The organism is Henriciella aquimarina (assembly GCF_002088975.1).
GTDB classification, from domain to species: Bacteria; Pseudomonadota; Alphaproteobacteria; order Caulobacterales; family Hyphomonadaceae; genus Henriciella; species Henriciella aquimarina.
The window spans coordinates 14,104-40,508 of record NZ_NCST01000027.1 but is presented as its reverse complement, the minus strand read 5'-3'; the positions used below and the strand labels follow the sequence as shown (position 1 = coordinate 40,508).

29 protein-coding genes are annotated in these 26,405 nt (G+C 61.6%); 15 read left to right on the top strand and 14 right to left on the bottom strand.

The window, feature by feature from the left end; translation table 11 throughout:
* Nucleotide 1: 1 nt before the first annotated feature.
* The 5 genes from mnmG to hemE all read right to left on the bottom strand — a co-directional run bounded on the left by mnmG (nt 2) and on the right by hemE (nt 6,224).
* Nucleotides 2-1,876 (bottom strand): tRNA uridine-5-carboxymethylaminomethyl(34) synthesis enzyme MnmG, encoded by a 1,875-nt coding sequence (gene mnmG, locus B8784_RS03860; RefSeq protein ID WP_084396303.1) that lies wholly within the window; start codon nt 1,874-1,876, stop codon nt 2-4.
* Between the two features lie 76 nt (nt 1,877-1,952).
* A complete protein-coding gene (gene mnmE, locus B8784_RS03855) occupies nt 1,953-3,278 on the bottom strand; it encodes a tRNA uridine-5-carboxymethylaminomethyl(34) synthesis GTPase MnmE (RefSeq protein ID WP_084396302.1) in 1,326 nt (441 codons plus the stop codon).
* A 3-nt stretch (nt 3,279-3,281) separates the two neighbouring features.
* Complete coding sequence (gene rho, locus B8784_RS03850; RefSeq protein ID WP_084396301.1) at nt 3,282-4,583, bottom strand: transcription termination factor Rho; 1,302 nt, start codon at nt 4,581-4,583, stop codon at nt 3,282-3,284.
* A 144-nt stretch (nt 4,584-4,727) separates the two neighbouring features.
* On the bottom strand, nt 4,728-5,150 hold the full coding sequence (locus tag B8784_RS03845) for a CopD family protein (RefSeq protein ID WP_084396300.1): 423 nt from the start codon (nt 5,148-5,150) through the stop codon (nt 4,728-4,730).
* Between the two features lie 30 nt (nt 5,151-5,180).
* A complete protein-coding gene (hemE, locus tag B8784_RS03840; RefSeq protein ID WP_084396299.1) occupies nt 5,181-6,224 on the bottom strand; it encodes a uroporphyrinogen decarboxylase in 1,044 nt (347 codons plus the stop codon).
* A gap of 354 nt (nt 6,225-6,578) precedes the next feature.
* On the opposite strand from hemE, the gene B8784_RS03835 reads away from it, so the two are divergent.
* Genes B8784_RS03835 through dnaQ form a run of 5 tightly spaced genes read left to right on the top strand, consistent with a single transcriptional unit; the run spans nt 6,579 to nt 10,129 of the window.
* On the top strand, nt 6,579-7,412 hold the full coding sequence (locus tag B8784_RS03835; RefSeq protein WP_084396298.1) for a pyruvate, water dikinase regulatory protein: 834 nt from the start codon (nt 6,579-6,581) through the stop codon (nt 7,410-7,412).
* Nucleotides 7,409-8,005 (top strand): Maf family protein, encoded by a 597-nt coding sequence (locus tag B8784_RS03830; RefSeq protein WP_084396297.1) that lies wholly within the window; start codon nt 7,409-7,411, stop codon nt 8,003-8,005. The genes B8784_RS03835 and B8784_RS03830 overlap by 4 nt, the downstream gene beginning before the upstream one ends.
* Entirely contained in the window at nt 8,002-8,826 is an 825-nt protein-coding gene (gene aroE / locus B8784_RS03825; RefSeq protein ID WP_084396296.1) for a shikimate dehydrogenase, read from the top strand. The genes B8784_RS03830 and aroE overlap by 4 nt, the downstream gene beginning before the upstream one ends.
* Entirely contained in the window at nt 8,823-9,428 is a 606-nt protein-coding gene (gene coaE / locus B8784_RS03820; RefSeq protein ID WP_084396295.1) for a dephospho-CoA kinase, read from the top strand. The genes aroE and coaE overlap by 4 nt, the downstream gene beginning before the upstream one ends.
* Nucleotides 9,425-10,129, top strand: coding sequence for a DNA polymerase III subunit epsilon (dnaQ, locus tag B8784_RS03815; RefSeq protein ID WP_084396294.1), 705 nt, complete (start codon nt 9,425-9,427; stop codon nt 10,127-10,129). Before coaE ends, dnaQ begins: the two co-directional genes overlap by 4 nt.
* 14 nt (nt 10,130-10,143) lie before the next feature.
* On the opposite strand, the gene secB is transcribed toward dnaQ, so the two are convergent.
* A complete protein-coding gene (secB, locus tag B8784_RS03810; RefSeq protein ID WP_084396293.1) occupies nt 10,144-10,686 on the bottom strand; it encodes a protein-export chaperone SecB in 543 nt (180 codons plus the stop codon).
* A 127-nt stretch (nt 10,687-10,813) separates the two neighbouring features.
* On the opposite strand from secB, the gene B8784_RS03805 reads away from it, so the two are divergent.
* The 4 genes from B8784_RS03805 to B8784_RS03790 all read left to right on the top strand — a co-directional run bounded on the left by B8784_RS03805 (nt 10,814) and on the right by B8784_RS03790 (nt 13,918).
* Entirely contained in the window at nt 10,814-11,419 is a 606-nt protein-coding gene (locus tag B8784_RS03805) for a Tim44/TimA family putative adaptor protein (protein ID WP_084396292.1), read from the top strand.
* 76 nt (nt 11,420-11,495) lie between these two features.
* Nucleotides 11,496-12,110, top strand: coding sequence for a glutathione S-transferase family protein (locus B8784_RS03800; RefSeq protein ID WP_084396291.1), 615 nt, complete (start codon nt 11,496-11,498; stop codon nt 12,108-12,110).
* 176 nt (nt 12,111-12,286) lie between these two features.
* Nucleotides 12,287-13,387 (top strand): murein transglycosylase A, encoded by a 1,101-nt coding sequence (gene mltA, locus B8784_RS03795; RefSeq protein WP_233355957.1) that lies wholly within the window; start codon nt 12,287-12,289, stop codon nt 13,385-13,387.
* A gap of 9 nt (nt 13,388-13,396) precedes the next feature.
* Nucleotides 13,397-13,918, top strand: a complete 522-nt coding sequence (locus B8784_RS03790) for a Smr/MutS family protein (protein ID WP_158085564.1) — start codon at nt 13,397-13,399, stop codon at nt 13,916-13,918.
* Here B8784_RS03790 and hisE read toward each other — a convergent pair.
* From hisE to hisH, 4 genes are read right to left on the bottom strand one after another with little or no spacing between them, the layout of a single operon-like run.
* On the bottom strand, nt 13,915-14,271 hold the full coding sequence (gene hisE, locus B8784_RS03785; protein WP_084396288.1) for a phosphoribosyl-ATP diphosphatase: 357 nt from the start codon (nt 14,269-14,271) through the stop codon (nt 13,915-13,917). The genes B8784_RS03790 and hisE overlap by 4 nt on opposite strands.
* Nucleotide 14,272: 1 nt before the next feature.
* Nucleotides 14,273-15,049 carry an imidazole glycerol phosphate synthase subunit HisF gene (gene hisF, locus B8784_RS03780; protein ID WP_084396287.1) on the bottom strand — a complete coding sequence of 259 codons (777 nt, stop codon included), beginning with the start codon at nt 15,047-15,049 and terminating at the stop codon, nt 14,273-14,275.
* Entirely contained in the window at nt 15,049-15,795 is a 747-nt protein-coding gene (hisA, locus tag B8784_RS03775) for a 1-(5-phosphoribosyl)-5-[(5-phosphoribosylamino)methylideneamino]imidazole-4-carboxamide isomerase (RefSeq protein WP_084396286.1), read from the bottom strand. The genes hisF and hisA overlap by 1 nt, the downstream gene beginning before the upstream one ends.
* Nucleotides 15,792-16,436: an imidazole glycerol phosphate synthase subunit HisH gene (gene hisH, locus B8784_RS03770; protein WP_084396285.1), complete on the bottom strand. Its 645-nt coding sequence runs from the start codon at nt 16,434-16,436 to the stop codon at nt 15,792-15,794. The genes hisA and hisH overlap by 4 nt, the downstream gene beginning before the upstream one ends.
* 106 nt (nt 16,437-16,542) lie before the next feature.
* On the opposite strand from hisH, the gene B8784_RS03765 reads away from it, so the two are divergent.
* The gene (locus B8784_RS03765) at nt 16,543-17,979 is read left to right on the top strand and encodes an amidohydrolase (RefSeq protein WP_084396284.1); all 1,437 of its coding nucleotides are present in this window, start codon (nt 16,543-16,545) and stop codon (nt 17,977-17,979) included.
* A 3-nt stretch (nt 17,980-17,982) separates the two neighbouring features.
* Here the strand turns inward: B8784_RS03765 and hisB are convergent, their stop codons facing one another.
* On the bottom strand, nt 17,983-18,579 hold the full coding sequence (hisB, locus tag B8784_RS03760; RefSeq protein WP_084396398.1) for an imidazoleglycerol-phosphate dehydratase HisB: 597 nt from the start codon (nt 18,577-18,579) through the stop codon (nt 17,983-17,985).
* 125 nt (nt 18,580-18,704) lie between these two features.
* Between hisB and B8784_RS03755 the strand changes: the two genes are divergently transcribed.
* The 3 genes from B8784_RS03755 to hslU are packed head-to-tail and all read left to right on the top strand — an operon-like array spanning nt 18,705 to nt 22,614.
* The gene (locus B8784_RS03755; RefSeq protein WP_084396283.1) at nt 18,705-20,693 is read left to right on the top strand and encodes a putative bifunctional diguanylate cyclase/phosphodiesterase; all 1,989 of its coding nucleotides are present in this window, start codon (nt 18,705-18,707) and stop codon (nt 20,691-20,693) included.
* A 50-nt stretch (nt 20,694-20,743) separates the two neighbouring features.
* Nucleotides 20,744-21,310 carry an ATP-dependent protease subunit HslV gene (hslV, locus tag B8784_RS03750; RefSeq protein ID WP_084396282.1) on the top strand — a complete coding sequence of 189 codons (567 nt, stop codon included), beginning with the start codon at nt 20,744-20,746 and terminating at the stop codon, nt 21,308-21,310.
* Nucleotides 21,310-22,614, top strand: a complete 1,305-nt coding sequence (gene hslU / locus B8784_RS03745) for an ATP-dependent protease ATPase subunit HslU (RefSeq protein WP_084396281.1) — start codon at nt 21,310-21,312, stop codon at nt 22,612-22,614. The genes hslV and hslU overlap by 1 nt, the downstream gene beginning before the upstream one ends.
* On the opposite strand, the gene B8784_RS03740 is transcribed toward hslU, so the two are convergent.
* Nucleotides 22,604-22,957, bottom strand: coding sequence for a winged helix-turn-helix transcriptional regulator (locus tag B8784_RS03740; protein ID WP_084396280.1), 354 nt, complete (start codon nt 22,955-22,957; stop codon nt 22,604-22,606). The genes hslU and B8784_RS03740 overlap by 11 nt on opposite strands.
* Nucleotides 22,958-23,120: 163 nt before the next feature.
* Here B8784_RS03740 and B8784_RS03735 point away from each other — a divergent pair, with 163 nt between their 5' ends.
* Nucleotides 23,121-23,723, top strand: coding sequence for a 2-hydroxychromene-2-carboxylate isomerase (locus B8784_RS03735; protein ID WP_084396279.1), 603 nt, complete (start codon nt 23,121-23,123; stop codon nt 23,721-23,723).
* A 33-nt stretch (nt 23,724-23,756) separates the two neighbouring features.
* On the opposite strand, the gene B8784_RS03730 is transcribed toward B8784_RS03735, so the two are convergent.
* Nucleotides 23,757-24,755 carry an adenosine kinase gene (locus tag B8784_RS03730; protein ID WP_084396397.1) on the bottom strand — a complete coding sequence of 333 codons (999 nt, stop codon included), beginning with the start codon at nt 24,753-24,755 and terminating at the stop codon, nt 23,757-23,759.
* Nucleotides 24,756-24,927: 172 nt separating this feature from the next.
* On the opposite strand from B8784_RS03730, the gene B8784_RS03725 reads away from it, so the two are divergent.
* Nucleotides 24,928-25,713, top strand: a complete 786-nt coding sequence (locus B8784_RS03725) for an ATP-grasp domain-containing protein (RefSeq protein WP_233355956.1) — start codon at nt 24,928-24,930, stop codon at nt 25,711-25,713.
* Here the strand turns inward: B8784_RS03725 and fsa are convergent.
* The gene (gene fsa, locus B8784_RS03720; RefSeq protein WP_084396277.1) at nt 25,710-26,360 is read right to left on the bottom strand and encodes a fructose-6-phosphate aldolase; all 651 of its coding nucleotides are present in this window, start codon (nt 26,358-26,360) and stop codon (nt 25,710-25,712) included. The two genes, B8784_RS03725 and fsa, sit on opposite strands and share 4 nt — an antisense overlap.
* Nucleotides 26,361-26,405 lie beyond the last annotated feature (45 nt).

Below are 26,405 nucleotides of genomic sequence, written 5' to 3'. Positions count from 1 at the left end.
CCTAACTCGCAGCGCGCTGGGGTTTGCGCCGCTTCACATGGGCAAGAAGCGAAACGAGCGCGCCGGGAGTCACGCCTTCGATCCGTGCCGCCTGGCCAAGTGTGGATGGACGAACGGCTTCGAGCTTCGCGCGCGCCTCATTCGACAGGCCACCAACGCTTGCGAAATCAAAATCGGCAGGGATTTCCAGCGCCTCGTCCCGGCGCAACGCTTCAACATCAGCCTTCTGCCGCTCAAGATAACCGGCATAGGTTGCTTCGATCGCGAGCTGAGCCCGGTCTGCAACACTGATGGAAGACACTTCCGGGAACGCGGCTTCTATGTGCTCGAACCCAATATCCGGGTATGCCAGATAGTCCCAGGCCGAACGGCGCTGGCCATCCTGATTGACCTTCCAGCCATGGCCGGCCGCCTGTTTCGGCGTCAGCACAAGATCTTTCAGAAGCGAACGTCCGGATTCGAGACCCTGATGTTTCACGTGAAACATCGCGGCTCGCTTTTCCTGGACAAGTCCAAGCTCAATGCCACGCTGTGTCAGGCGTTGGTCGGCATTATCGGACCTTAGAGCAAGCCGGTATTCGGCCCGCGATGTGAACATGCGATAAGGCTCCGTCACGCCACGCGTGACCAGATCGTCAATAAGAACCCCGATATAGGCTTCGGCGCGATCAAAGCGTGCCGCCGACAGCCCACGCACATGCCGCGCCGCATTCAGACCGGCAACCAAGCCTTGGGCGCCGGCTTCTTCATATCCCGTCGTCCCATTGATCTGGCCAGCCAGGAAAAGACCCGGCAGGACTTTTACCTCAAGCCCGTGATTTAGCGCGCGCGGATCGACATAATCGTATTCGATCGCATAGCCGGGCTGGATAATCCGGACATTTTCCAGGCCCTCAATCGTGCGGACGAAAGCTTCCTGGACATCGATGGGAAGCGATGTCGAAATTCCATTCGGATAGACCGTATCGTCATCCAGGCCTTCTGGCTCCAGAAAGATCTGATGGCGAGTCTTGTCCGCAAAGCGGTAAACCTTGTCCTCAATCGACGGACAATAGCGCGGCCCCTTCCCGGCAATCGCGCCGGAATAGACCGCTGAACTATTCAGGTTCTCGGCAATGATGTCATGGGTCGCTTCATTCGTATAAGTGATCCCGCATGCGATCTGCGGCACCTCGATCCGGTCACTCATGAAGGAAAACGGAACGGGCTCCTCATCGGCCGGCTGCTTTTCCAGGCGGTCCCAATCGATCGTTGATCCGTCGAGGCGGGCAGGCGTACCCGTCTTGAGCCGGCCCATGGGTAGCTCCAGCGCATAGAGGCGATCGGAAAGACCAATGGCCGGCTTTTCACCAATCCGCCCGGCTTCTATGCGTTCTTCGCCGCGATGGATGATCCCCTTCAGGAATGTGCCCGTCGTGATGACGACGGCGCCGGCCCGGTAAGTCCCACCGGTCTGACCGATCACACCAGCGGTGCGACCATCTTCGACAATAAGATCCTCTACGCCATCTTCGATCAGGGTGAGGTTCGGATAATCCTGAAGCTCGGCCTGCATCGCTTCGCGATAGAGCTTACGGTCAATCTGAGCGCGCGGGCCCCAGACAGCCGGGCCCTTGGAGCGGTTCAACAGCCGGAACTGGATGCCCGCCTTGTCGGCCATGCGCGCCATGACACCATCGAGGGCATCAATCTCGCGGACGAGATGGCCCTTGCCAAGCCCGCCAATCGCGGGGTTGCAGGACATCTCGCCAATCGTTGCGAGCTTGTGCGTCACCAGTGCCGTGCGTACGCCGGCCCGCGCCGCAGCCGTCGCCGCTTCGCAACCGGCATGTCCGCCGCCGACAACAATCACATCGAAATCAAATGCACCGGGCATTTGGCTGCTTCCTCTGCTTCTGTACGCTAAGGGCGCCGCTATACATCATCTGCCCCACAAAACACAGGGGCCGGACTCATTTCCCGATACAGAAGGAAGAGAAGACGGCGCCCAGGATTTCCTCAACCCCGATTTCGCCAATCAGGGCTGAGAGCTGGCGCGAAGCCAGGCGCACATCTTCCGCAACGAGTTCCGCGCCTCCGCCGCGCGCCTGAAGATCGAGGGCCTGTTTCACGTGAAACTGCGCCTGTTCGAGCGCCACCCTGTGACGACGTCTGGTAATCAGCGGTGCCGCGGAGGCTCCGGCTTTTGCCCGGATGATTTCGGCAAGCCGCGTCTCCAGCGCCTCGAAGCCGTCGCCACTCAGCGAAGAAATTGCCAGGCCACCCTCGGGCACCGTGACGTCATCGCTAAGGTCTGTCTTGTTGAGGACAAGCAGGTCGCCGCTCTCCGCTTCGTGGAAATCCGGCCGCGTATCGGCTGAGCGAAGCTGGATCCGCAAATCGGCAGCCGCCGCCCTTTCCCGCGCGCGCCGGACCCCCTCTGCTTCGATCGCATCGCTCGCTTCGCGCAAGCCCGCCGTATCGGCAACCCATGCAATCTGACCGCCTATCTTCAGGCGAACCTCGACAATGTCACGGGTCGTGCCGGGTATATCCGACACGATGGCTGCTTCCCGCCGCGCCAAGCGATTCAGGACCGACGACTTGCCGGCATTTGGCGGTCCGACAATCGCAATCCGGAAGCCATCCCGGATCCGCTCACCAATGGCTTCATCATCCAGTGCCTGCTCGAGCGAGGCCTGAATGGATTCCAGCTTCTCACGGACCGGATCGCTCGTCTCATCCGGCGCATCCTCTTCATCCGGAAAGTCGATGCTGACTTCGAGCAGCGCAAGCGCATTGACGAGATCCACCCGCCAGGCCGCATATTGATCGGAGAGGCGTCCGTCGAGCTGGTCGAGCGCCAGTGATTTCTGAGCCCGCGTTTCTGCGTCGATCAGGTCAGCGACACCTTCAGCCTCGACAAGATCCAGCCGGCCATTCTCGAAAGCGCGTCTTGTGAATTCGCCGGGCTCTGCCAGGCGCGTTTCGGGGAAAGCGCAAAGCGTATCCAGTGCATGGTCGATCACCGCGGCGCCGCCATGCAGATAAAGTTCCGCGGTATCTTCGCCCGTGTAGGAGGACGGCCCGGGCATGAAGAGCCCCAGGCCTTCATCGATTGTGTCACGTGAAACGTCTAGGAACCTGCCGAAGACAGCGTGGCGGGGCGCCGGGACACCTTTTTCGAACACCGCGCTACAGATCTCGCGGACCCTTGGTCCGCTGATCCGCACAATGGCAATCGCGGCTGGCGGCGGCCCGGAGGCAAGCGCGCAGATCGTATCGCGCGCGTCTGCCATGGCCTAGTTCTTCATGGCCTCGAAGAACTCGTCATTCGTCTTCGTCTGACGGAGTTTGTCGAGCAGGAAGTCCATCGCATCCGAGGTGCCCATCGGGTTCAGGATGCGGCGAAGGATGTACACCTTCTGCAGCTGCTCCTTCGGCGTGATGAGCTCTTCCTTCCGGGTGCCGGACTTCATGATGTCCATGGCCGGGAAGGTCCGCTTGTCAGCAATCTTGCGGTCAAGCACGACTTCGGAGTTACCCGTGCCCTTGAACTCTTCGAAGATCACTTCGTCCATGCGCGAGCCGGTCTCGATGAGCGCCGTTGCGATAATGGTAAGCGACCCGCCATTCTCGACGTTCCGCGCCGCGCCGAAAAAGCGCTTGGGACGCTGCAGCGCATTCGCATCCACACCACCCGTCAGCACCTTGCCGGAGCTCGGAACCGTCGTGTTATAGGCACGGCCGAGACGCGTAATCGAGTCGAGCAGGATGACAACATCGCGGCCATGCTCGACCAGCCGCTTGGCTTTCTCGATCACCATTTCGGCGACAGCCACGTGACGCGTTGCCGGCTCGTCGAAGGTCGAGGAAATCACCTCACCCTGGACCGAGCGCTTCATGTCGGTCACTTCTTCCGGGCGCTCATCGATCAGAAGGACGATGAGATAGCATTCCGGATGGTTCTCTTCGATAGACGCCGCGATGTTCTGCAGGATGACCGTCTTACCGGTGCGCGGCGGCGCAACAATGAGCGCCCGCTGACCCTTGCCGATCGGCGCGACAATATCGATGACGCGACCGGTCCGGTCTTTCTTGGTCGGATCATTGGTCTCCATATGGAGACGTTCTTCCGGATAAAGCGGAACGAGGTTGTCGAAGTGGACCTTCTGGCGCGCCTTGTCCGGCTCCTCGAAATTGATCGAGTTTACGCTCATCAGGGCAAAGTAACGCTCGCCTTCGCCTGGCTCCTTGATCGGGCCTTCGACCGTATCACCGGTTTTCAGGCCGGCCTGCTTCAAGAGCTTCGGATTGACATAGATGTCGTCCGGCCCGGGCAGGTAGTTCGATTCCGGCGACCGGAGGAAACCAAACCCGTCCGGAAGGACTTCGAGAACGCCGCGGCCGATAATCGTGATGTCGCGTTCGGCAAGCTCCCGCAGGATGGCATAAAGCATATCCTGGGTGCGCAGCGAGGACGCGTTTTCGACTTCCAGACTCTCGGCATAAGCCAGCAGCTCGGTCGGACTTTTGACCTTCAGGTCGCGCAGATAGACATGGCGCCTGGAGTCGTTTTCGGATTCGATGACGATATCGGACATGGGAACTCTGGATGAACTGCTGCTCCATTCAGGGAGCAACGAATTTCATTCTAAATGGATGTTGTATGCGGTCCAGGACGGACCGCTTTGCCTCAGGCTCGCTTATGATCTTGTGGAGATCACTCGTCAAGCCCGGCCTTCAGACTAGAAGGGTTTCACCACGGCCATGATGGCGACGATGATGAAAAGGATAAATGGGACTTCATTCATCAGTTTCAATCGCTTCGATGGAACGGTTTCCCCACGGTCGATCTTCTTGCCCACTGAAACGAAATAGCCATGCAGGCCTGTAAGGATCAGGACCAGCAGGAGTTTCACGTGAAACCAGCCCTGTTCCATCAGGGCCGGATTGATCACGACCATGGCGATCCCCAATACCCAGACCAGAATGATGGACGGGGTCAGGATGATATGCCTGAGCTTGTTCGACGCGCTCTTCATGGCCTCGAAAAGCGGTTCGCCGGGCGTCGATGTCTGCTGGTGCAGCTTGTAGCGCGGCTGGATGAGCATACCGGCCATGAAGGCAACAACGAAGATGACGTGGAACGCCTTGATCCAGAGATACATGACTTGCACCTTTAGTCTGTATACAGAGGGTTAGCTGGCGCGCGTGCGAACAAGTTCCACCACGCGCTCAACATGTTTGATCGGGGTCTCCGGCAGGACGCCGTGCCCCAGATTGAAGATATGCGGCCGGTCCTGATAGGCCTCGATCAGGTCCAGAACCCGGCGCTCCATGCGTTCACCACCCGCGAGCAGAAGGAGCGGATCGAGGTGACCCTGAACCGGAAAATCCTGCGGCAGCTCGCGATTGATGAAAGGCGGATGCGCCGCGGTGTCCAGGCCAACCGCATTTACCCCGGTCACTTCGGCATAAACCGGAAGCAGACTGCCCGCCCCGCGCGGAAAACCGATGATCGGCACATCGACGCCAAGTTCCCTCAACCGCATGACCAGCTTCCGGTTCGGGCCCATCACGATCTGTTCGAACACATCGTCGGGCAGACCTTCAGCCCACGACTCGAACATCATCAGCGCTTCAGCCCCTGCCTCGACCTGGCCGGCCATGTAATGCGCCGTAACCTCGACCAGGTCATCCAGGACAAGGTCCAGACCCGCCGGATCCTGATGCGCCCACAGGCGCGCTGTCTTCTTGTCGGTGCCGCCCCGGCCCTCAATGGCATAAAGCCCAACCGTCCAGGGCGCACCGGCAAAGCCGATCAGGGTCTTGCTCTCATCAAGCTTGCCCTTGACCCGCGAAACGGTCTCGAAGACCGGCGACATCCGCTCGACCGCTTTCTGAACCGGCACCTTGTTCAACCGCTGACCCGGCTCGATCGGTTCGACGATCGGCCCAACGCCTTTCTCGAACCGCACACCCTGTCCCAGTGCATCCAGTACGAGCAGAATGTCTGCGAAAAGTATCGCCCCATCCATGTCATAGCGCTGGATCGGCTGAAGCGTCGCTTCGGTCGCGAGAGAGGGGGTGTAACAGAAATCGAGGAAATCCTTCGCCCTGGAGCGAAGCTCCATATATTCGGGCAGGTGTCGGCCTGCCTGTCTCATCATCCAGATGGGAACAGGGTCACACCGCTCTCCATTCAGAACAGTCAAAAGCGGTTTTCGCGTGGCGTCTGCCATTCGGGCCTCTTCAAAATCATTCAATGAGTGCGCTCTTATCATTACTAAGCGCTGGATATCGTGGACAAACCGTCTCAGCCGCACTTGTCACCATGAAATCCACAGGGAGTCCAACACAGCGGTGAATCTTAATCCTTATTTAACCCTTTGGATTCGCCGTTAATTTAGCATTAACCATTTAGGCTGTTCCGGGTTTCGGAACAGGTGAGGAATCCAGCCTGTTGGATTCGACCACATGTGGATTTCGGGTGAATGGATGTGGGTAAAATTGTCCGCCCACAGCCTGTCCACAGGGGTTGTCGATTCCTGCGGGACGCTGCACTTTCCAGCGACCACGAACCGGCCGGGGGAAAGATGCGCCCAAGCATATACTTCAATGTCCATCTCGTCTCCGATTCCACGGGCGAGACACTCAATGCTGTGATGCGGGCGGCCGCGGCGCAGTTCGAAAATGTCATTCCGCTTGAACACAATTACTATCTGGTCCGTTCCGAACGCCAGCTCGAGCGGGTGATGCGCGACATCGAAGCGGCCCCTGGCGTGGTGTGGTTCACCATTTCCGATGAAACGCTGCGCATGAAACTCGAGCAGTTCTGTCGCACGCACCAGATCCCGGTCCTGGCGGTCCTCGATGCCTCCATCCACCTGCTCAGCCGGCATCTCGGTGTTGCGGCAACAGACCGGGTGGCCGGACAGCATGCCCTGAATCAGGAATATTTCGAGCGGATCGAGGCAATCAACTTTGCCCTGGCCCATGATGACGGGCAGAACTTACAGGGCCTGGTGCACGCCGATGTCGTCCTGGTCGGCGTCAGCCGGACCTCGAAAACACCGACCTGTGTGTATCTCGCGAACCGGGGCGTAAAGGCTGGCAACATCCCGCTTGTGCCGGGCGTGCCGCCCCCGCCTGTTCTCGATGAGCTCGACGGCACAAATGGGCCACTCGTGATCGGGCTCAAGATTGGGGTCGACCGGCTTGTGCAGATCCGGAGTCAGCGCCTCATCGCTCTGAATGAAACCTCGACCACTGACTACACCGATGAGGAATCGGTTCGCGCTGAAGTCACACAGGCCAGCCGGCTATTCCAGCGCAAGAAGTGGCCGATGATTGATGTCTCCCGGCGCAGTGTGGAAGAAACGGCCGCGGCAATTCTGAACAAGCTCAATGAAAGACGAGGCTATGGATGAGTCTTGAGGTCGTTCTCGCTTCCGGCAGTGAAAGCCGCCGCACCCTGCTGGCCGGTGCGGGCGTGGAGGCAGTCGCGGTAAAGCCGAATGTCGATGAAGAGGCCGCCAAGGCCTCATACAGGGCCAGTGGCATGCGCGTTTCCGACCAGGCCATGCAGCTCGCCGAACTGAAAGCGATCAAGGTGTCGCGCGCCCGCGATGGGCTGGTCATCGGTGGAGACCAGATGCTCAACCTCGAGGGCGAGGCAATGGACAAGCCCGCAAACATGGCCGAGGCGGCTAGCCACCTGCGCCGCTTCTCGGGCAAGACACACAGGCTTGAAACTGCAATCGTCATTGCAGAAGGCGGCGAACCTGTGTGGCGCCATCTCTCCACACCGAAGCTGACCGTTCGTCCTCTGAGCGAACCGTTTATCGAAACCTATCTGGAAGCAGCCGGCCCTGGCGTGCTGAAAACGGTTGGCGCCTATCAGCTGGAAGGCCTCGGCGCCCAGCTCTTTAGCCGGATCGAAGGAGATTATTTCTCCATTCTCGGTCTACCCTTGTTGCCGCTTCTGGATTATCTGCGTGTACGCGGAGTGTTGTCATCATGACTGAAAGACTGGCGGTTATCGGCGATCCTGTCGGCCATTCCCTGTCTCCACAGATCCATATGACCTGGATCGATACGATGGGGCTGAAAGCCTCCTACGAGTCCATTCGTGTCCCCGCCGGAGAAACAGCTGCCGCGCTTGAGGATTTCGCACGTAAGAAATTCCGTGGACTGAACGTCACCCTGCCCCACAAACAGGCCGTGCTGAAAAGCGTTGCCGAGATGTCGGATGCGGTGAAAGCCATTGGCGCGGCCAACACGCTGAGCCGTCTGAAAGATGGCGGCTGGCGGGCCGACAATACCGATGCGCCGGGCCTTATGGCGGCGCTCGCAAGGGTCGGCATACAGAGTGTCTCCGGCAAGAAGGTCCTCGTGCTTGGCGCCGGGGGTGCCGCGCGGGCCGCGCTTTATGCGCTCGACAAGGCCGGCGCCGATCTTGTCGTCCTGAACCGCACACCCGACAAGGCCGGCGCCGTGATTGCCGATTGCTGTGCGCAGCAGCACCGGTTCGGCCCGCTGGATGACCTTGCTCTGCATGCGGAAAAAGCCGACCTGATGATCAATACGACGAGCGCCGGGCACACCGGCTATCACTTTGAGCTACCGCCCGGAAAAGGCCGCACATTCTTCGATATGAGCTATGGCGCCCCGGCTCGGGCCCAGCTCGAGCATGCCCGCGAGGCTGGCTGGGAGGCTGCAGATGGCCTTCCCATGCTGGTCTGTCAGGCCGCGGAAAGTTTCCGCATCTGGTTCGGCGGGGAGTTGCCGGACATTGAACTGGCCCTTGAAGCCTGTCGCGAAACCCTGAAACTGCACGGATGATCATTCTCGGACTGACCGGCTCCATCGGCATGGGCAAGAGCGCCACGGCGGCCATGTTCGCCGAGGCTGACATTCCCGTTTACGATGCCGATGCCGCTGTTCACTCCATTTACGCCAGGGGCGGTCTTGCCGTCGAACCCTTGGGCGAGCGCTTCCCGAGCGTGGTTGTCGACGGCGCCGTCAGCCGCCAGAAGCTGCGCGACATCGTTCTGGAAGATCCGGACGCGCTGAAGGATCTTGAAGCGATCGTGCATCCGCTGGTCGGCGAGACCCAGTCCCAGTTCCGCCGGGATGCGATCCATGGCGGCGCAAAACTTGCCGTGCTGGATATTCCGCTGCTGTATGAGACCGGCGGCGACGCGCGTTGCGATTATACGGCTGTCGTGACGGCCCCGGCCCGGGTCCAGCGCGCACGCGTCATGATGCGCGAGGAAATGTCGGAAGAGGATTTCGAGCGCATCCTGGCCAAACAGATGCCCGATGCGGACAAGCGCGCCCGGGCCGACTTCGTCATCTCTACAGCCTTCGGTTTCGATTTTACGCGAACGCATGTAAACGCGATCATAGATCTGCTGACCCGCATGGAAGAGGCCGAGCGATGAGCACCCATCTGCGTGAAATTGCTTTCGACACCGAGACGACCGGCCTGGACTGGGCCGGGGATGACCGCATCATCGAGGTCGGCGCCGTCGAGCTCGTCAATCACGTGCCGACCGGGCTGACCTTTCATGAGCGCATCAATCCGCGCCGCCCGGTCTCGGCCAAGACGATCGAGATCACCGGCATCACCGACGATATGCTCGTCGACAAGCCCTATTTCGAAGACCCGGTCATCGTGGATGCGCTTCTTGAATTCATCGGGGATTCGCCGATTGTCGCCCACAATGCGAGCTTCGACCGGAGCTTCCTGAACGCTGAACTGGTCCGCTGCGGCAAGGTGGAGACCATCGAGACGCAATGGGTCGATACGCTGGAAATGGCCAAGAAGCGCTACCCCGGCGCGCCAGCCTCGCTCGATGCCCTGTGCAAGCGGTTCAACGTCAATGCCGAAGCCCGCACGCTTCACGGCGCGCTGCTCGACAGCCAGTTGCTTGCGGAAGTGTATCTCGAATTGCGCGGCGGCCGCGCCCGCAGCTTCGATTTTTCCGATGGCCTCGACGATGGCGACAGTGCCCGCTTCCGGGTGGCGCATCAGCGCCCTCAGCCCCTGCCCTCGCTCGTTACCGGCGATGAAGCCGAACAACATGCCGCCTTCATTGCCGAGCTTGGCGACAATGCCATCTGGTCAAATTATCGGGATTGAGGCGAAAGCCGGGCCTAGGCCTGGCCCTGACCGCCTTCTGAGCCACCGCCACTGAAATCAGGCTGCTGGGCCGGTTGTGTGGCGCTGGTCTGCTGCAGGTTCTGCTGGCCGCGTTCGCGCTGCTGGCGATAGAGCGCGGTGAAGTCGACCGGATCGATGCGCAGCGGCGGGAAGCCGCCTTCCTGGGTGACATCGGCAACGATGCGCCGCGCAAACGGGAAGAGCAGGCGCGGGCATTCGATCAGCAGCATGGCTTCCATATCGGCTTGCGAGGCGCCCTGGATCTGGAACAGCCCGGCATATTGCAGCTCGACAATGAAAAGGGCCGTTTCCTTGGTGCCAGCGCGGGCATTCAGCTTGAGAACGACTTCATAAACCCCCTCATTGGCATTCTGCGGGGTGGCTTGCACATCGATGCCCAGATCGACATTCGGCTGCTCATTTACACGTGCGCCAGGATTTTCGAAGGAGAGATCCTTGATATACTGATTAATAACGCGCAGGCTGGGCCCGGTAGGCTGTTGCTGCGGCTGAGTGGCGTCTGACGTGTCGGACATGGGCATGAAATCCTCTACAAGCTGGGTTTGGCGCCTATCATGTGCCCCCATCTTGCGCAACACTGGGTGGCACAGCGTAAAACGTCCCTATATGTGTGACTGAAGGCAGAATTTTCTCGGAGACCGTATGTCATCGTCGATCATTGAACTCGCGCTTCTCGCAGCGATAGCGGTCTTTGTCGGCTGGCGCCTGTACACGACGCTCGGCAGCGATTCCGGCCCGCCCGAGAACCGCACACGCTCGGAGCCGGTGAACACGCAGCGCCCGGCCGCAGAGACCCGTAACCCCGACCAGCAACCGGGCTTGCGCCCGGCCTTTACGGGCCCGGCCGCGGCTGGCCTGGAGGCCATTCACGGGGTCGATCCCTCCTTCAATCCGCGTGAATTCATGGAAGGCGCGAAGGGGGCCTATGAGATGCTGGCCTCGGCCTTTGCCCGTGGCGACCGCGAGACGCTGAAGCCCTGGCTCGACACCGATGTCTACGAGGCCTGGGACGCCGCGATTGCCGAGCGCGAAAAGACAGGTGCCGAAGCGCCCCAGCTTCTGCGCATCCGCCATAGCGAAATCGACGATGCCAGCCTGGAGGGGTCGATAGCGCGTGTGACGGTCCTCTTCGAAGCCGAACTCGGCGAAGGCGACCTGCACCGCAAGTCCGAGGAATACTGGACGTTCAAGCGCGACACCAATTCCGATGATCCGAACTGGCTGCTCGACGACGTCGACGTCGCCTGACGCGCTTTTCAAGTGACTTTGCGCGCTTTTCGGCGCACCCTCGCAGGCTCAACCATGAGCAGGCGAGGGGACGAGCATGGCCAAAGACCTTGTTTTCTATACCAATCCGATGTCACGCGGGCGCATCATCCGCTGGATGCTTGAAGAGATCGGTGAGCCCTACGAGACCGAAATTCTCGGTTATGGCGACACGATGAAGAAGGCCGCCTATCTGGACATCAATCCGATGGGCAAGGTGCCCGCCCTCAAACATGGCCAGGCCGTCATAACGGAAACGGCCGCCATCTGCGCTTATCTGGCCGATGCCTTTCCGGCCAAGGGGCTTGCCCCGGCGCTGGAGGACAGGGCGGCCTACTATCGCTGGTTCTTTTTTGCCGCAGGGCCGGTCGAAGCGGCGACGACGAACAAGTCACTGGGTGTCGTGCCAAGCGACGAGCAGCAAGGCATGGTGGGCTATGGCTCGCTGGACGCGGTCATGGATACACTGGAAAAGGCCGTTTCCGAAACGCCTTATCTGGCCGGAGACGCCTTCAGTGCGGTGGACGTCTATGCCGGCTCGCAGATTGGCTGGGGGCTGCAGTTCGGCACGCTCGATAAACGCAAGGCGTTTGAGAACTATTGGGCCCGCATCAGCGACCGGCCCGCCAAAAAACGCGCCGACGAGATCGACAATGCGCTGATGCAGGATTGAGCACACTTTTTAAGTTGAGAGCCCGGCGGAAGCCCGGCACTCTTGTGCGCATGCGTGCCCGTTTTGCTTTTCTCGCAAGCCTTCTCATCCTGGCGGCCTGTGCGTCCAGGCCTGCGCCCGAACCCAGCCTTCCGGCAGGGCCTGAAACAGGCCCGGAGACAACGGCCCCGGCGCCCATGGCGCCGCCGATACCGGCAGCCTTTGATGCCCTGCCCGGCTGGGACCGGGCAGATCTCCTGCCCGGGCTCTCGGCCATGGAGAAGAGCTGCGAAGTCTTCCAGCGGCGGAACCCGGCGGGCTTTCTGTCCGATCAGGCCAAATGGGCCGGCCGTGTCGAGGACTGGCTTCCGGCCTGCGCTGCACTTGATGTCGTTGGGGACCCGTCGAGTGCCCGCGCGGTCGTGCAGGCGCTTTTCCAGCCGGTAGAGATCCTGAGTGTGTCGGGCGACTCGAAGTTCACCGGCTATTTCGAACCCGTCTACGAAGCGCGCCGCACGCCGCAATATCCGTACACCGAACCGGTCCCGGCCCTGCCGGGCGATCTCGTCTCCGAAGGTGGCGACAATGTCTATCAGCGCCTCTCGAATGGCAGCCGGCGGCCCTACCCCACGCGTGCAGAGATCACCCGTAACGGCGTCACCCCGCTGGCTTATGCCCATCCGGCTGACGTCTTCTTCCTACAGATCCAGGGCTCCGGGAAGCTCGTTTTCCCCGATGGCCATGTCATGAAAGCCGCTTATGCCGCGCACAATGGCCGGCCTTTCCGCTCGACGGCGAACTGGCTGATGGACAGGGGCTGGATCAGCCGTGGGGAGGCCTCAATGCAGGGCATCCGCGCCTGGATGGACCGGGCGAGCCCTGAGCGTGTCCGTGAGGCGATGAACGCCAATCCGCGCTTTGTCTTCTTCACCGCCGAGCCAGTTGAGGACGGCGCCAGCGGGCCAAAAGGCGCAATGACCGTGCCGTTGACCGCCATGGGGTCCATGGCCGTGGACCGCAGCTACCACCCGCTCGGCGTCCCAGTCTTCGTCAGGACGACGTCGCCGGGCCTTGGCGGCGACTGGTCCGGCCTGCTTGTCGCGCAGGACACGGGCGGGGCGATCAAGGGCGCTGTGCGCGGCGACATCTATTTCGGCACAGGCGCTGAAGCCGGGGATCGGGCCGGAACAATGAATGCTCCGGGCCGGCTCTGGATGCTCCTGCCGCGCGCGGTCGCCACCCGCCTGCCGGGGCGCGACGCATATGCCGGGCTTGGTCGTGTGCCACCAGCGCCTTAAATGGCGATCATGTCGAAGCGCCGCCTCACCTCGGATGAACAGAAAGCCTGGGACAGGGTCCGCCAGTCTGTGCGGCCCCTGAAAGCCGGCAATTCGCCGAAAGTGAAGCGCGACCTGACCGATCATCCTTTTCTGCGTCAGGTGAAACCGGCCGCAAAAAAGACCGGCACATCCACTGCGCCCTCTAGTGCACCGCCCAGGCATACCGCCACTGGGCCGCAAAACCGTGGGACGGAGAAGAAAATTCGCAGGGGAAAAGTCGAGGTTTCGGCCAGTTTCGACCTGCACGGTCATACCCAGCAGTCGGCCTGGTCAGCCCTGCCAGCCTTCCTCCTGCGCGAGCAGGCGCGCGGCTCGCGATGTGTAATCGTCATTACAGGGAAGGGCCAGTACGGCGAGGGGGTACTGCGGCGCAACTTCCTGCGCTGGTTGGACTTGCCGGAAGGCCGGAGCCTTGTTTCCGGCTATGCCCAGGCACACCCGCGCCATGGCGGGGCCGGGGCGTTCTATGTTTTCATAAGACGCCGCTAGGCCTTTGTTTGTCTTGAGGCTTTTTCGGCAAGGCCGGAGACGCCGCGCCGCTCGGCCAGGGCATCGGCCACCATGTCGAGTGAGACCCCCTTCGCTCTCAGTCCGACCAGCATGTGAAACAGGAGATCGGCGGCCTCGGAAGCGGCTTCCTTGCGGCTTTCCGCGGCAATGGCCAGCGCCAGCTCGGCGCCTTCCTCGGCGATTTTCTTCCCGCAGCGCACCGGCCCGGCGCGCAACAGCTTGGCGGTATAGGATTTTTCCGGGTCGCCACCGGCCCGTTCATCGACGGTTTCAGCAAGCGTGCCGAGCAGGGCGTTCAGCCGGTCTGCAGAGCCAAGATCCTGTTTTGCCATGCTATTTCACTTTCTGCGGTTCGAATGGCCGGACGGGTGCGCCTGCAGCGGCAAGCGCGGCCCGCGCGTCGGCGAGGCTGACCTCGCCAAAGTGGAAGATCGAGGCGGCCAATACAGCATTCGCGCCGCCTTCCAAAACGGCCGGCGCCAGGTCACTGGCCTTGCCCGCGCCACCAGAGGCGACGATGGGAATGTCTACAGCCGCCCGGATCGCCTTCAGCAGCGGGATGTCATAGCCCGATTTCGTGCCGTCCTTGTCCATGGAGGTCAGCAGGATTTCGCCAGCCCCCCGGCGCTCAACTTCTGCAGCAAATTCAACAGCATTGATGCCGGTCGGCTTGCGTCCGCCATGGGTGAAGATTTCCCAGCTATCCCCGGACTTGCGCGCATCGATGGCGACGACCACGGCCTGGCTGCCAGCCTTGGCGGCACATTCGGAAATCACACCCGGATTGGCGACAGCGGCGGAATTGATCGCCACCTTGTCGGCCCCGGCCCGCAAAAGCTCGACCAGATTGGCGGCTGAGCGCACCCCGCCCCCGACGGTGAGCGGCATGAAACATTGCTCGGCGGTTCGACTGACCACATCGAGCATGGTGCCGCGGCCTTCATGGCTGGCGGTGATGTCGAGAAAGCAGAGCTCGTCGGCGCCCTGTTCGTCATAGATTTTGGCAAGTGCGACCGGGTCGCCGGCATCGCGCAGATCGACGAAGTTCACGCCTTTGACCGTGCGTCCATCTTTCACATCCAGGCAGGGAATGATGCGGGTCTTCAGCATCACAGCCCGCCTTTCACAGCAGCAATCGCGGCTGCCGGGTCGATGTCGCCATCATAGAGGGCTCGCCCGAGAATGCTGCCCGAAATTGCATGTCGGCTACCGGCGTTCATGAGGTTTTGTATGTCATCAAGGCTGGCCACGCCGCCAGAGGCAATCACGGGAATCGAAACAGCTTCGGCCATCTCACTGGTAAACTCCACATTTACCCCGGTTTTCATGCCGTCGCGGGAAATGTCGGTCACGACAAGGCCCGCCACTCCGCAGCCTTCGAAGATTTTCGCCAGTTCCACGGCTTTCATGTCGGAGGTTTCCGCCCAGCCCTCGACAGCGACATAGCCATCCTTCGCATCGATGCCCACGACGATGCTGTCGGGCAGATCGCGCGCGGCCGATTTGACGAGTTCCGGGTCGCGCAGCGCGGCAGTGCCGAGAATGACGCGCGCCACACCGGCCTCGAGCCAGGCATCGATCTGGGCGCGCGTGCGGATGCCGCCCCCCAGCTGGACCGGTACCTGCGTTGCCTTGAGGATGGCGCGCACGGCATCGCCATTGGCGCTGTTGCCGGCAAAGGCGCCGTTCAGGTCGACAACGTGCAGCCGGTCGAACCCCATGGCCATGAATTTGGCCGCCTGGTCGGCCGGATCCGGATTGAATGCGGTCGCCTGGTCCATCTCGCCGCGTAGCAGGCGCACGCACTGGCCATCCTTGAGGTCGATGGCGGGATAAAGGTCAAACCGGGCGGTCATACCGGCCTCCAGGCCATAAAATTGGCCAGCATCTGAAGGCCGACCCTCTGGCTTTTCTCGGGGTGAAACTGTGTGCCGACCATATTGTCCCGGGCGATGACGGCGGTGATCGGCGCGCCATAGTCGGTCGACGCGGCCAGATCGCCGTTATCTTTGAGCTGCATCGCATAAGAGTGCGTAAAATAGACGTGGGGGTCTTCACCGAGTCCCTGGAGCACCGGGTGATCCTGGTGCAGCTGCAGGCCATTCCAGCCCATATGCGGTACAGGCAGGCCGGGTGCAGCCTTGATCCGGTCGACATCACCCTGGATCCAGCCAAAGCCGGGCGTCTCGCCATCCTCGAGGCCGCGGTCGGCCATCAGCTGCATGCCGACACAGATCCCGAAGAAGGGGACGGCGCGGTCAATCACTGCTTCGCCCAGCGCGTCTTCCAGGCCAGGAACGGCGCGAAGTCCTTTGGCGCAATCGGCATAGTGGCCAACGCCGGGCAAAACGATCCGGTCAGCCCGTCTGACCATGTCGGCGTCCGCGGTCACATGGATCTCGCACGCCGCACCGGAGGCGCTGGCTGCGGTGCGCAGCGCGCGTTCGGCAGAGTGCAGATTGCCGGAACCGTAATCGATGAGTGCGAGATATGCCATCAGGCGCGCTCTTAAACGGGTGCAGCGGCGAGGGAAAGAGGCATTGGCTTGATAAGCTGCCAGCTGTGTCGCAAGGTCGCCGGTAAACCATCATGGAGAATCCTTAATGCGTCCGTCCCTTTTTGCCGCGTCCCTTGGTGTCCTTGCGCTTAGTCTGTCCGCACCCGCCTCTGCCGAAATGTCCACCGAAGAGGCTATTGGCCTCGTCGAACAGCGATCGGAGCTAACCGAAAGCCTTGCCGACCAGCTCTGGCAATGGGCCGAGGTTGGCTATCAGGAAACCAAGTCATCGCAGCTCTTGCAGGACACGCTGGCCGAAGAAGGCTTCGAGATCGAAGCTGGGGTTGCCGATATCCCGACGGCTTTCGTCGCGGAATATGGCTCGGGCGAGCCGGTCATCGCGATCCTGGCGGAATTCGATGCGCTGCCGGGCATCAACCAGACCGATGCCCCGACCCGCGAGCAGGTGCCGGGCAAGGCAGCCGGCCAGGCCTGCGGGCACAATCTGTTCGGCGCCGGCTCGACGACGGCAGCCATCGCCATCCGCCATTGGCTTGAGGAGACCGGGGCCCAGGGCACGATCCGCCTTTACGGCACACCGGCCGAAGAGGGCGGCAGCGGCAAGGTCTACATGACGCGCGCCGGCCTTTTCGACGATGTCGACATCGCCATGCACTGGCACCCGGACGATGAGAACTCTGCCGCGGCGAACACCTCGCTCGCCAACCGTTCGGCCAAGTTCCGCTTCTACGGCCAGTCAGCCCACGCGGCTGGTGCCCCGGAGCGCGGGCGGTCCGCTCTCGACGGGGTCGAGGCTTTCGACATGATGGCCAATATGATGCATGAGCACATGCCTCAGGATGCCCGCATGCATTATGTCATCACCTCCGGCGGCAACGCCCCGAACGTGGTGCCGGACTTCGCGGAAGTCTTTTACTATGTCCGCCACCCGGATGCCGATGGCGTCGACAAGATCTGGACGCGCCTGGAAGATGCCGCTCGCGGCGCGGCCATGGGCACCGGCACGAAAGTGGAGTGGGAGATCATCCACGGTAACAACCCGCTCCTGGTCAATGAAACGCTGGCCCGGATGATGGATGAGAAGCTGCGCGACACAGGTGGCATCACCTACACATCTGAAGAAAAGGCCTATGCCGAGAAGATTGCGGCAACGTTCGACGATCCGGAGCTGAAGATCGGCTCCGAGGAGGAGATCCAGCCCTTCGAGATCTCGCTAGGCTACGGCTCGACCGATGTGGGCGACGTCTCCTGGGCGGTCCCGACGGTTGGCTTGCGCACGGCCACCTGGGTGCCGGGCACCTCGGCCCATAGCTGGCAGGCGGTTGCTGCAAGCGGCATGTCGATCGGGGAGAAGGGCGCCAAGCTGGCGGCCAAGACGCTTACCCTGGCCGCCATCGAGCTTTACCAGAACGAAGACCTAATCGAGCAGGCCTGGGAAGAGTTCGAAGAAAAGCGTGGGCCGGACTATGAATACAAGTCGCTTCTCGGCGACCGTGAGCCTCCGCTCGACTATCGTAAATAAGCCCTAGAGGCTGCCTTTCGTGGACGCCGGCTTGCCCTGAAGGCGCGGGTCGGCGGTCACGGCCATGCGAAGCGCCCGTGCCGTGGCCTTGAAGCAGCTTTCGGCGATGTGGTGATTGTTCTCGCCGTAGAGGTTCTCGACGTGCAGGCACATGCCGCCATTGCCGGCCAGCGCGTGGAAGAATTCCTTGAAAAGCTCTGTGTCGAGATCGCCGACCTTGTCGCGCCGGAAGTCCACCTTCCAGACAAGGTAAGGACGCTTACAGAGATCGATGGAGGCCCGGCTCAGCGTCTCGTCCATCGGGACATAGGCGTGGCCGAAGCGGGTGATCCCGGCAAAATCGTCCAGCGCCTGCTTGATGGCTTGCCCGATGACGATGCCCGTATCCTCGACGGTGTGGTGGGCGTCGATATGCAGATCGCCTTTGGCCTTCACCGTCATGTCGATGAAGCTGTGGCGCGACAGCGAATCCAGCATGTGATCGAAGAAGCCGACCCCGGTTTCAATATCGGAGCGGCCCGTCCCGTCGAGATTGACGGTCACGGTAATGTCTGTCTCGCGCGTTGTGCGCGTAATCGTGGCAGTGCGTTGGTCGGTCATGTCCGGCATCAGATAGTGTGTCTCGATCCAAAGAGCTACATCAGATTCATTCACGGAATTCTAAAGTTTCCGGGGATAATGTCCGTATGTGTCATGTTTGATCGATCATAAAGCCGGGGCCGGCCGTGCGGATATTTGACAAATTCACGCGCGCGCTCTCGAAGGCCCGCTTTTCAGTGGTTGTCCCTGTAACGGCTGCGCTGTGTGCGCTCGCCACGGCGCTGGCCTTCGATGTGATGTATTCGAGCGCGGCGGACTCGCGCTCCAGCGCGTCGTCGCAAATGCTGGCGGACCGGATTTCGGCGGTCATCGCCCCGGAGCTGGCTGCCGGAAACCATGCCATGGTTGACCAGCTCGTGACCGGCCTTGCCCCCGACACGGCCTTGGTGACAGACAGCGCGGGCGATATCGTCGCCGGCACGGGCGAGCGGAAGCTGCTTTCCGATGGCTATCACGCGCCTGTTCTGGCGGACGGCGAGGTGGTGGGCACCGTCCATGCCGGCCGCATCGCCCCTGGCGGCCTGCCCATTCCGCTGGCCATGATGGTCAGCGCTACCCTGATCGTGGTTGGCCTGTCTTACTGGGTGGCAGGCTATTTTTCCCGCATTGCAAGTGTGCAGGTCCGCGAGCTGAGCAAGACGCTGAGCCGCCTGAGTGCCGGCCGCCGGTTTCAGTCTGGCGAGGCGCCGCTTCTCTTCGAGGAGTTTCGCTACCTCCGGGCCGATCTGGTACGCACGATCCGGCAGTTGCGCGGAGAGATCCAGAAACTTTCGGATGCTGCTTACACCGACGAGCGCACGGGGCTGGGCAATTCGGCCCGGCTGACCCAGCAGCTGACGGAGTTCATCGCGCACTCATCCTTTGAAGAACCGGCCGCCTATGTCCTGGTCGATGCCGATGGCCTGCAGCAGTTTTCCGAGCTTCATGGCACAATCATGCCGCATGAAGTCCACGCGGCGATGGCCAAGCGCATCTCGCAATTCGTCGAGACCCGTCAGCAGGAATTGTCCCTTGAGAGCGACAGCTGGCCCGTCTTCGCGCTGCAATCGGATGAGTTCGCCGTTCTGGTGAACCGCATCGGGGCGCGTCACGAGGTGATGCGGTTCGTGCGCAACCTGCTCGATGCCCTGAGACAGCCTTATACGATTGGCGGGCAGAATCTCCGGCTGCCCGCATCAGCCGGCATCGTGATGATCCCGGAAGATGGCCAGTCGGCCCAGGAAATCCGCAAGCGCGCCGAGTCCGCGCTGTTCCAGGCCCGGCGGACCGATCATGCCGACCTGCACTTCTATTCCCCGAAACTCGACCGCCAGAATGCCGCCCGCAAGCGGCTGGAAGCTGAGGTTCGCGCCGCTGTCGAGAACAGACGCTTCCTGCCTGTCTTCCAGCCGAAGGTGGATTTGCGCACCGGTCGCATCGTCGGCGCCGAAGCGCTTGCCCGCTGGAAGCTGGAGAGCGGACGTATCGTTTCGCCCAATGTCTTCATTCCCGTGGCCGAGGCGACCGGCCTGATCGGGGATATCGGCACGCAGATCACCGAGCAGGCCTGCAAGGCCGGGGCGAGATGGCACGGCCTTGGCTTTGAAGGCGTCTCGGTGGCCGTGAATGTTTCCCCGCTGCAGTTCGAAGCCGAGGACCTTGGTGGCAAGATTATCCACGCCATGAGTGAGGCAGGCCTTCCGCCGAAACTCCTGCAGCTTGAAATCACCGAAAGCGTTGCCGTGTCCGATCCGGAACGGTTGCGGGATGTGATCGGCCCGCTGAAAACGATGGGGGTGAAGCTCGCTATCGACGATTTCGGGACCGGCCACTCCAACCTGGCCATGCTGGGCCGCCTGCCGTTTGACGTCTTCAAGATCGACCGGGCCTTCATTTCCAGCCTCTATACTGACGAGCAGGCGCCGGCGATTGTCGAGATGATCCTCGGTATGGCGGAATCGCTCGGCATGGAAACAGTGGCCGAAGGCGTGGAGACTGAGGCCCAGAAGGATTTCCTGCGCCGGCGCGGCTGTGACCAGTACCAGGGCTATTTCTACAGCCCGCCCGTCGCATTCGATCGCTTCATCGAGATGCTGCGCCAGGACCGCGCAGGCGATGCAGCCGATGTGAGCTGAAGCCTCTCAGGCTCTTGCGGATCGCCCCCAGGTGCGCCACATCACCTCTCGTGACTGAACAAGACAGACCTTCCTCTCCGCTCTGGCATGGCACGACGATCCTTTCGGTTCGCACTGGCGACAAGGTCGTCATGCTCAGTGATGGCCAGGTTTCGATGGGCCAGACCGTCATGAAGGGCAATGCCCGCAAGGTGCGCCGGCTCGGCAATGGCCAGATTCTGGCCGGCTTTGCTGGCGCCACGGCGGATGCCTTCACCCTGTTTGAGCGGCTTGAGCAGAAACTCGAGCGCCATCCCAACCAGCTTCAGCGCGCCGCTGTCGAACTGGCCAAGGACTGGCGCACGGAGAAATATCTCCAGAAGCTCGAAGCCCTGCTGATCGTGGCCGACAAGGAGGTGACCCTGGTGATCACGGGCGCCGGCGACGTACTCGAGCCGGAGCATCATGTTGTGGCTGTCGGTTCTGGCGGCAATTATGCGCTCGCCGCTGCCCGCGCGCTCTATGCCTATGAAAAGGACGCTGAAACGCTCGGCCGTCAGGCGATGGAAATCGCCGCCGATATCTGCGTCTACACCAATAGCAATTTCTCGATCGAGACCCTGGATCTCAAAGCCTGATGGACATGCTGACGCCGAAGGAAATCGTTGCCGAGCTTGACCGGCACATTGTTGGCCAGGCCGACGCGAAGCGGGCCGTTGCCCTCGCGCTACGCAATCGCTGGCGCCGGAAAGAGGCGCCCGATGAACTGCGCGAGGAGATCACGCCGAAGAACATCCTGATGATCGGTCCGACGGGCGTCGGCAAGACCGAGGTTTCGCGCCGGCTCGCCAAGCTGGCTAATGCGCCCTTCCTCAAGGTTGAGGCAACGAAGTTTACCGAAGTCGGCTATGTCGGCCGGGACGTCGAACAGATTGTCCGCGACCTGGTCGAGTCGGCCGTCAGCATGGTGAAAGCCCAGCGTCGTAAGGCCGTCGAGGAACAGGCGCGCGAGGCGGCTGAAAACCGGCTTCTGGATTCGCTCGTTGGGGAGGATGCCCAGTCGTCCACGCGCGAAGTCTTCCGCAACAAGCTGCGTGATGGCGAGCTGGATGACCGCGACATCGATATCGAGCTGGCCGATACCAGCAATCCGATGCCGATGATGGACATGCCGGGCTGCGGCGGTTCCATGGGCATGGTCAATCTGGGCGACCTGCTCGGCAAGGCGATGGGAGGACGTACCAAAAGAGTACGCACAACGGTGCATGATGCCTACAAGCCGCTGATCGGCGAAGAAGCCGACAAGTTGATCGACGAGGAAAGCGTCACCCGTGAAGCAATCCGGCTGGTCGAGTCTGACGGCATCGTCTTCCTCGATGAGATCGACAAGGTTGCCGGCTCAAGCGGGCGCAGCGGTGGCGATGTCAGCCGTGAGGGTGTGCAACGCGACCTGCTGCCCCTGATCGAGGGCACCACGGTGTCCACGCGCCGCGGCCCGGTCCGCACCGACCATATTCTGTTCATTGCGTCCGGCGCCTTCCACGTCGCCAAGCCGTCCGACCTCCTGCCGGAACTGCAGGGCCGCCTGCCAATCCGGGTCGAGCTCAAGCCGCTGAGTCGCGACGACATGCGCCGCATCCTGATCGAGCCGGAAGCCTCGCTTATCCGCCAGCATGAAGCGCTGATGCAGTCCGAGGGCGTGGAGCTGAAATTCGAGGATGCGGCGATTGATGCACTGGCCGACATCGCGGTTCGCGTGAATGACACGGTTGAGAATATCGGCGCCCGCCGCCTCCAGACCGTGCTCGAACGCCTCCTGGACGAGATCAGCTTTACCGCGCCTGACCGCAAGGGTGAGACGGTGACGATCACGGCCGATTATGTCGAGGCGCAGCTTTCCGACCTGGCCGGCAATAGCGATTTGTCGAAATTCATTCTTTAGCGGCACTGGCCGTGGCCGAGCGGCGCACGGGCAGGTGCTTCTTGCCCCAGTCGCGCAAGGTGATCAGCGCAGGCGCGAACTCCTTGCCCTTTTCGGTCAGAAGGTATTCGTGCCGCTTGGGCCGCTGCGAATAAGCCTTCCGTTCAAGAATACCGGCGTCCACCAGGCGCTTGAGCCGGCTTGAGATGATATGCCGGGTCGCGCCCGTATTGGCGGCGAATTCCTCGAATTTCGAGCACCCCAGAAAGCAGTCCCGCAGGATCAGGAGTGTCCACCGGTCTCCGACCAGGGTTAGCGTGCGGGCGACAGGGCACCAGTTTTCGTCAAGCTCGGACCATTTCATGATAGCCAATCATACCCTGTTTTGGTAAAGTTCCAAAATGGAACCTGTTTATTGGCGGCAAAGTCGATTATCCCTGCTCGTTTGCTGCTCCATTACCGACCGGGCGTGAGCGTATGATGCTCTGCCTGTCATCGCAACTTAGCGCGCCGGAAAGGGCCTAGCCATGCCAAAGACGCTCGACTTCTTTTTCGATTTCATAAGCCCCTTCTCCTATGTCGCCTTCCATGCCCTGCCGGGCCATCTTGAGGGCGTGGACGCCGGTGTCGCTTACCGGCCGATGTTCCTCGGAGCCGTGATGAAGGCCACAGACAACCGGCCACCGGGCCTGGTGCCGGTGAAGGGGGTGTATATGAGCAAGGATCTGGAGCGCTGCTGCCGGCGCCATGGCCTTGGCTTTCGCATGAATCCGCATTTCCCGCTGATGAATACGCGTCCCCTGCTGCGGGCTGCGTGCGGGCTGGCGGACAATCCTGACGAGCAGCGCAGCTTCATAGAGGCGGTCTTCCGGCATGTCTGGGCGGAACCAGAGCCGCTCAAGACCGATGATGCGGACCAGGTCAGAGGAATGTGCGAGAGGGAAGGCTTCGATCCGGCCCGCATTCTGGCGCTGTCAGAAGACGCAGACACCAAGGCAGCAATGAAGGCGAACACAGATGAGGCGGTTGCCCGCGGGGCTTTCGGTGCGCCGAGCTTCTTCGTGGGCGATGAGCTCTTCTTCGGTCATGACAGGCTCGATTATGCGGTCGAGGCCCTGCAGGAAGCGTGAGCCCGGGCGCTATGGCCCAGGCTCGATATGGCTTCAGGTGATGATGCCGGCCTTCTTGGCCAGGTCGGCATAAGGTGTCTCGGGCCGCGGCCCATAATGGGAAATGACCTCTGCCGCAGCGATGTGGCCGAGTTTTGCGCAGGTCGGCAGCGGCAGGTCGCGCGACAGGCCGAACAGGAAGCCGGCGGCGTACTGGTCGCCCGCACCCGTCGTATCGACGACATCACCGACCGGCTCGGCCTCGACATGGATCGGGTCGCCGCCGCCAATCACCACAGAGCCCTTTTCCGAGCGTGTGACCGCCGCAAGGCCCGTATCGGCCTGCAGCTTGGACAGGGCCTCGTCGAAATCCTCGGTCTCGTAAAGCGAGAGAAGCTCGGCCTCATTCGAGAAGAGAATGTCGACGTGGTTGCGGATCAGGTGCAGGAAGCTCGCGCGGTGGCGCTCGACGCAGAAATTGTCCGACAGCGTCAGCGAGACCTTGCGGCCGGCGGCCTTGGCGATCTCGGAGGCGTGCACAAAGGCCTTCTTTGCCGGTTCTTGGTCGAAGAGATAGCCTTCGAGATAGAGGATGCCGGCGGATTTGACGGCCTCTTCCTCGACATCGTCCGGCGAGAAGAGCACCGAGGCCCCGAGGAAGGTGTTCATGCTGCGGGCGCCATCGGGCGTCACGAAGATGATGGAGCGGGCCGTAGCCGGGCCTTCCGAAAGCGGCGGCGTGGTGAAGGGAATGCCGCTATCATTCATGTCCTTGCGGAAGACATCGCCCAGCGGGTCCTGAGATACCTTGCCGATATAGGAGGCCTTCGCGCCGAAGCTCGCCAGGCCGACAATCGTGTTCGCCCCGGACCCGCCAGAGAGCTGCTGGGCATGCGGGGCAGCGGCCGTGAGCTTGTCGGCACGGGGTTCGTCAATAAGGGTCATGCCTTCCTTGCGGATCTCATGTTCCTGGAGAAAAGAGTCCTCAACAGGAGCAATCATGTCGACAATTGCATTGCCAAGACCGACGACGTCGAACCGGGTATCTGTCACGGGCACCTCGCTTTTTTTGCCTAAAGTCGGGGCTGGCTTCGCAAACCTTCGGCGTGGACGCAAGCCGTGTGGGCAGATATAGGCCCCGGCGATGCGAATTGCCTATCTAGCTTCCGAAGTGACTTTGCCGGGCTCACCGATACGGCGCGGTGACGCTTTTGAGCATGATTATATGATGGATCTCTTGCGTACCGGCTTCTCCCGGCATGGCGCGAGCATCGAGGCAATCGCCTGGGATGACCCAGCCGCCGACTGGGCAAGCTACGACGCGGCCCTGATCGGAACGACCTGGGATTACTGGGACCGGGTGGACGCCTTTCTGGAGACGCTATCGACAATCGGGTCGCAGACACAGCTCCACAATCCGGCAGACCTGGTCAGCTGGAATATCCGGAAGACCTATCTGCGCGACCTTGAGGCGCGTGGGGCAAGGCTCATTCCCACGCTCTGGCTCGATCGGGTCGATGAGGCGGCGGTTTCTGCCGCCTTCGATACGCTTGGCTCAGACGATCTCGTCTTCAAGCGCCAGATTGCCGGCGGGGCGTTCGGGCAGCATCGCCTGAAACGCGGCGAGCCCATCCCGGCCATGCCGCACCCCATGATGGTCCAGCCTTTCCTGCCGATGATCGAACAGGAGGGCGAGCTAAGCTTCATCTTTATCGACGGGGCGCTTTCCCATGCGTTGCTGAAGCGCGCTGCGCCGGGCGATTACCGGATACAGTCGCTTTATGGCGGGACGGAAACAGCCATCGAGCCGTCGCCCGGTGATGTCAGCGCGGCGCAGGCCGTTCTGGAAACGCTGGACGAAACGCCGCTTTATGCCCGCGTCGACATGCTCCGCGAGCAGAGCGGAGCGCTATTGTTGATGGAACTCGAACTGATCGAGCCCTATCTCTATCCCGAACAGGGCCCCGAGCTTGGCAACCGCCTGGCCGACGCCCTCATGGCGCGGCTCTAGACCTTGACGCCAGCCTTTTCGGCGTCGGCAAGAAAGGCCGCAAGGCCCTTGTCGGTCAGCGGGTGGTTGATCAGGCCGCGCAGCACATTCGGCGGCACCGTCGCCACGTCAGCGCCGGCCAGCGCCGAGAGCTTCACATGGTTGGGCGTACGGATCGAGGCGGCGAGGATTTCGGTCTCGAACATGTAATTGTCGTAGATCGTGCGGATATCCTCGATCAGCTCCATGCCATCGACATTGATATCGTCGAGCCGGCCGATGAAGGGCGAGATATAGGTCGCCCCCGCCTTGGCGGCGAGCAGCGCCTGGTTGGCCGAGAAGCACAGCGTGACGTTCACCGCGGTGTCCTCGTCGGCCAGCGTGCGGCAGGCGCGCAGGCCATCCAGCGTCAGCGGCAGTTTCACCGCGACATTCGGAGCAATCTTCTGAAGCTTGCGGCCTTCGCTGACCATGGTGTCATACTCGGTCGCGACCACTTCGGCGCTGACATGGCCAGGCGTCAGCTCACAGATTTCCGCGATCACCTCGGCAAAGGGGCGGCCGGATTTCGCGATCAGCGATGGGTTGGTCGTGACGCCATCAATCAGGCCCGCTTCGGCCAGGGTCTTGATCTCGCCTGTATCGGCCGTGTCGACGAAGAATTTCATCTTGGGGGCTCCTGTCCTTGTCCGGCCCGCTTTAGCAGGGCCGCG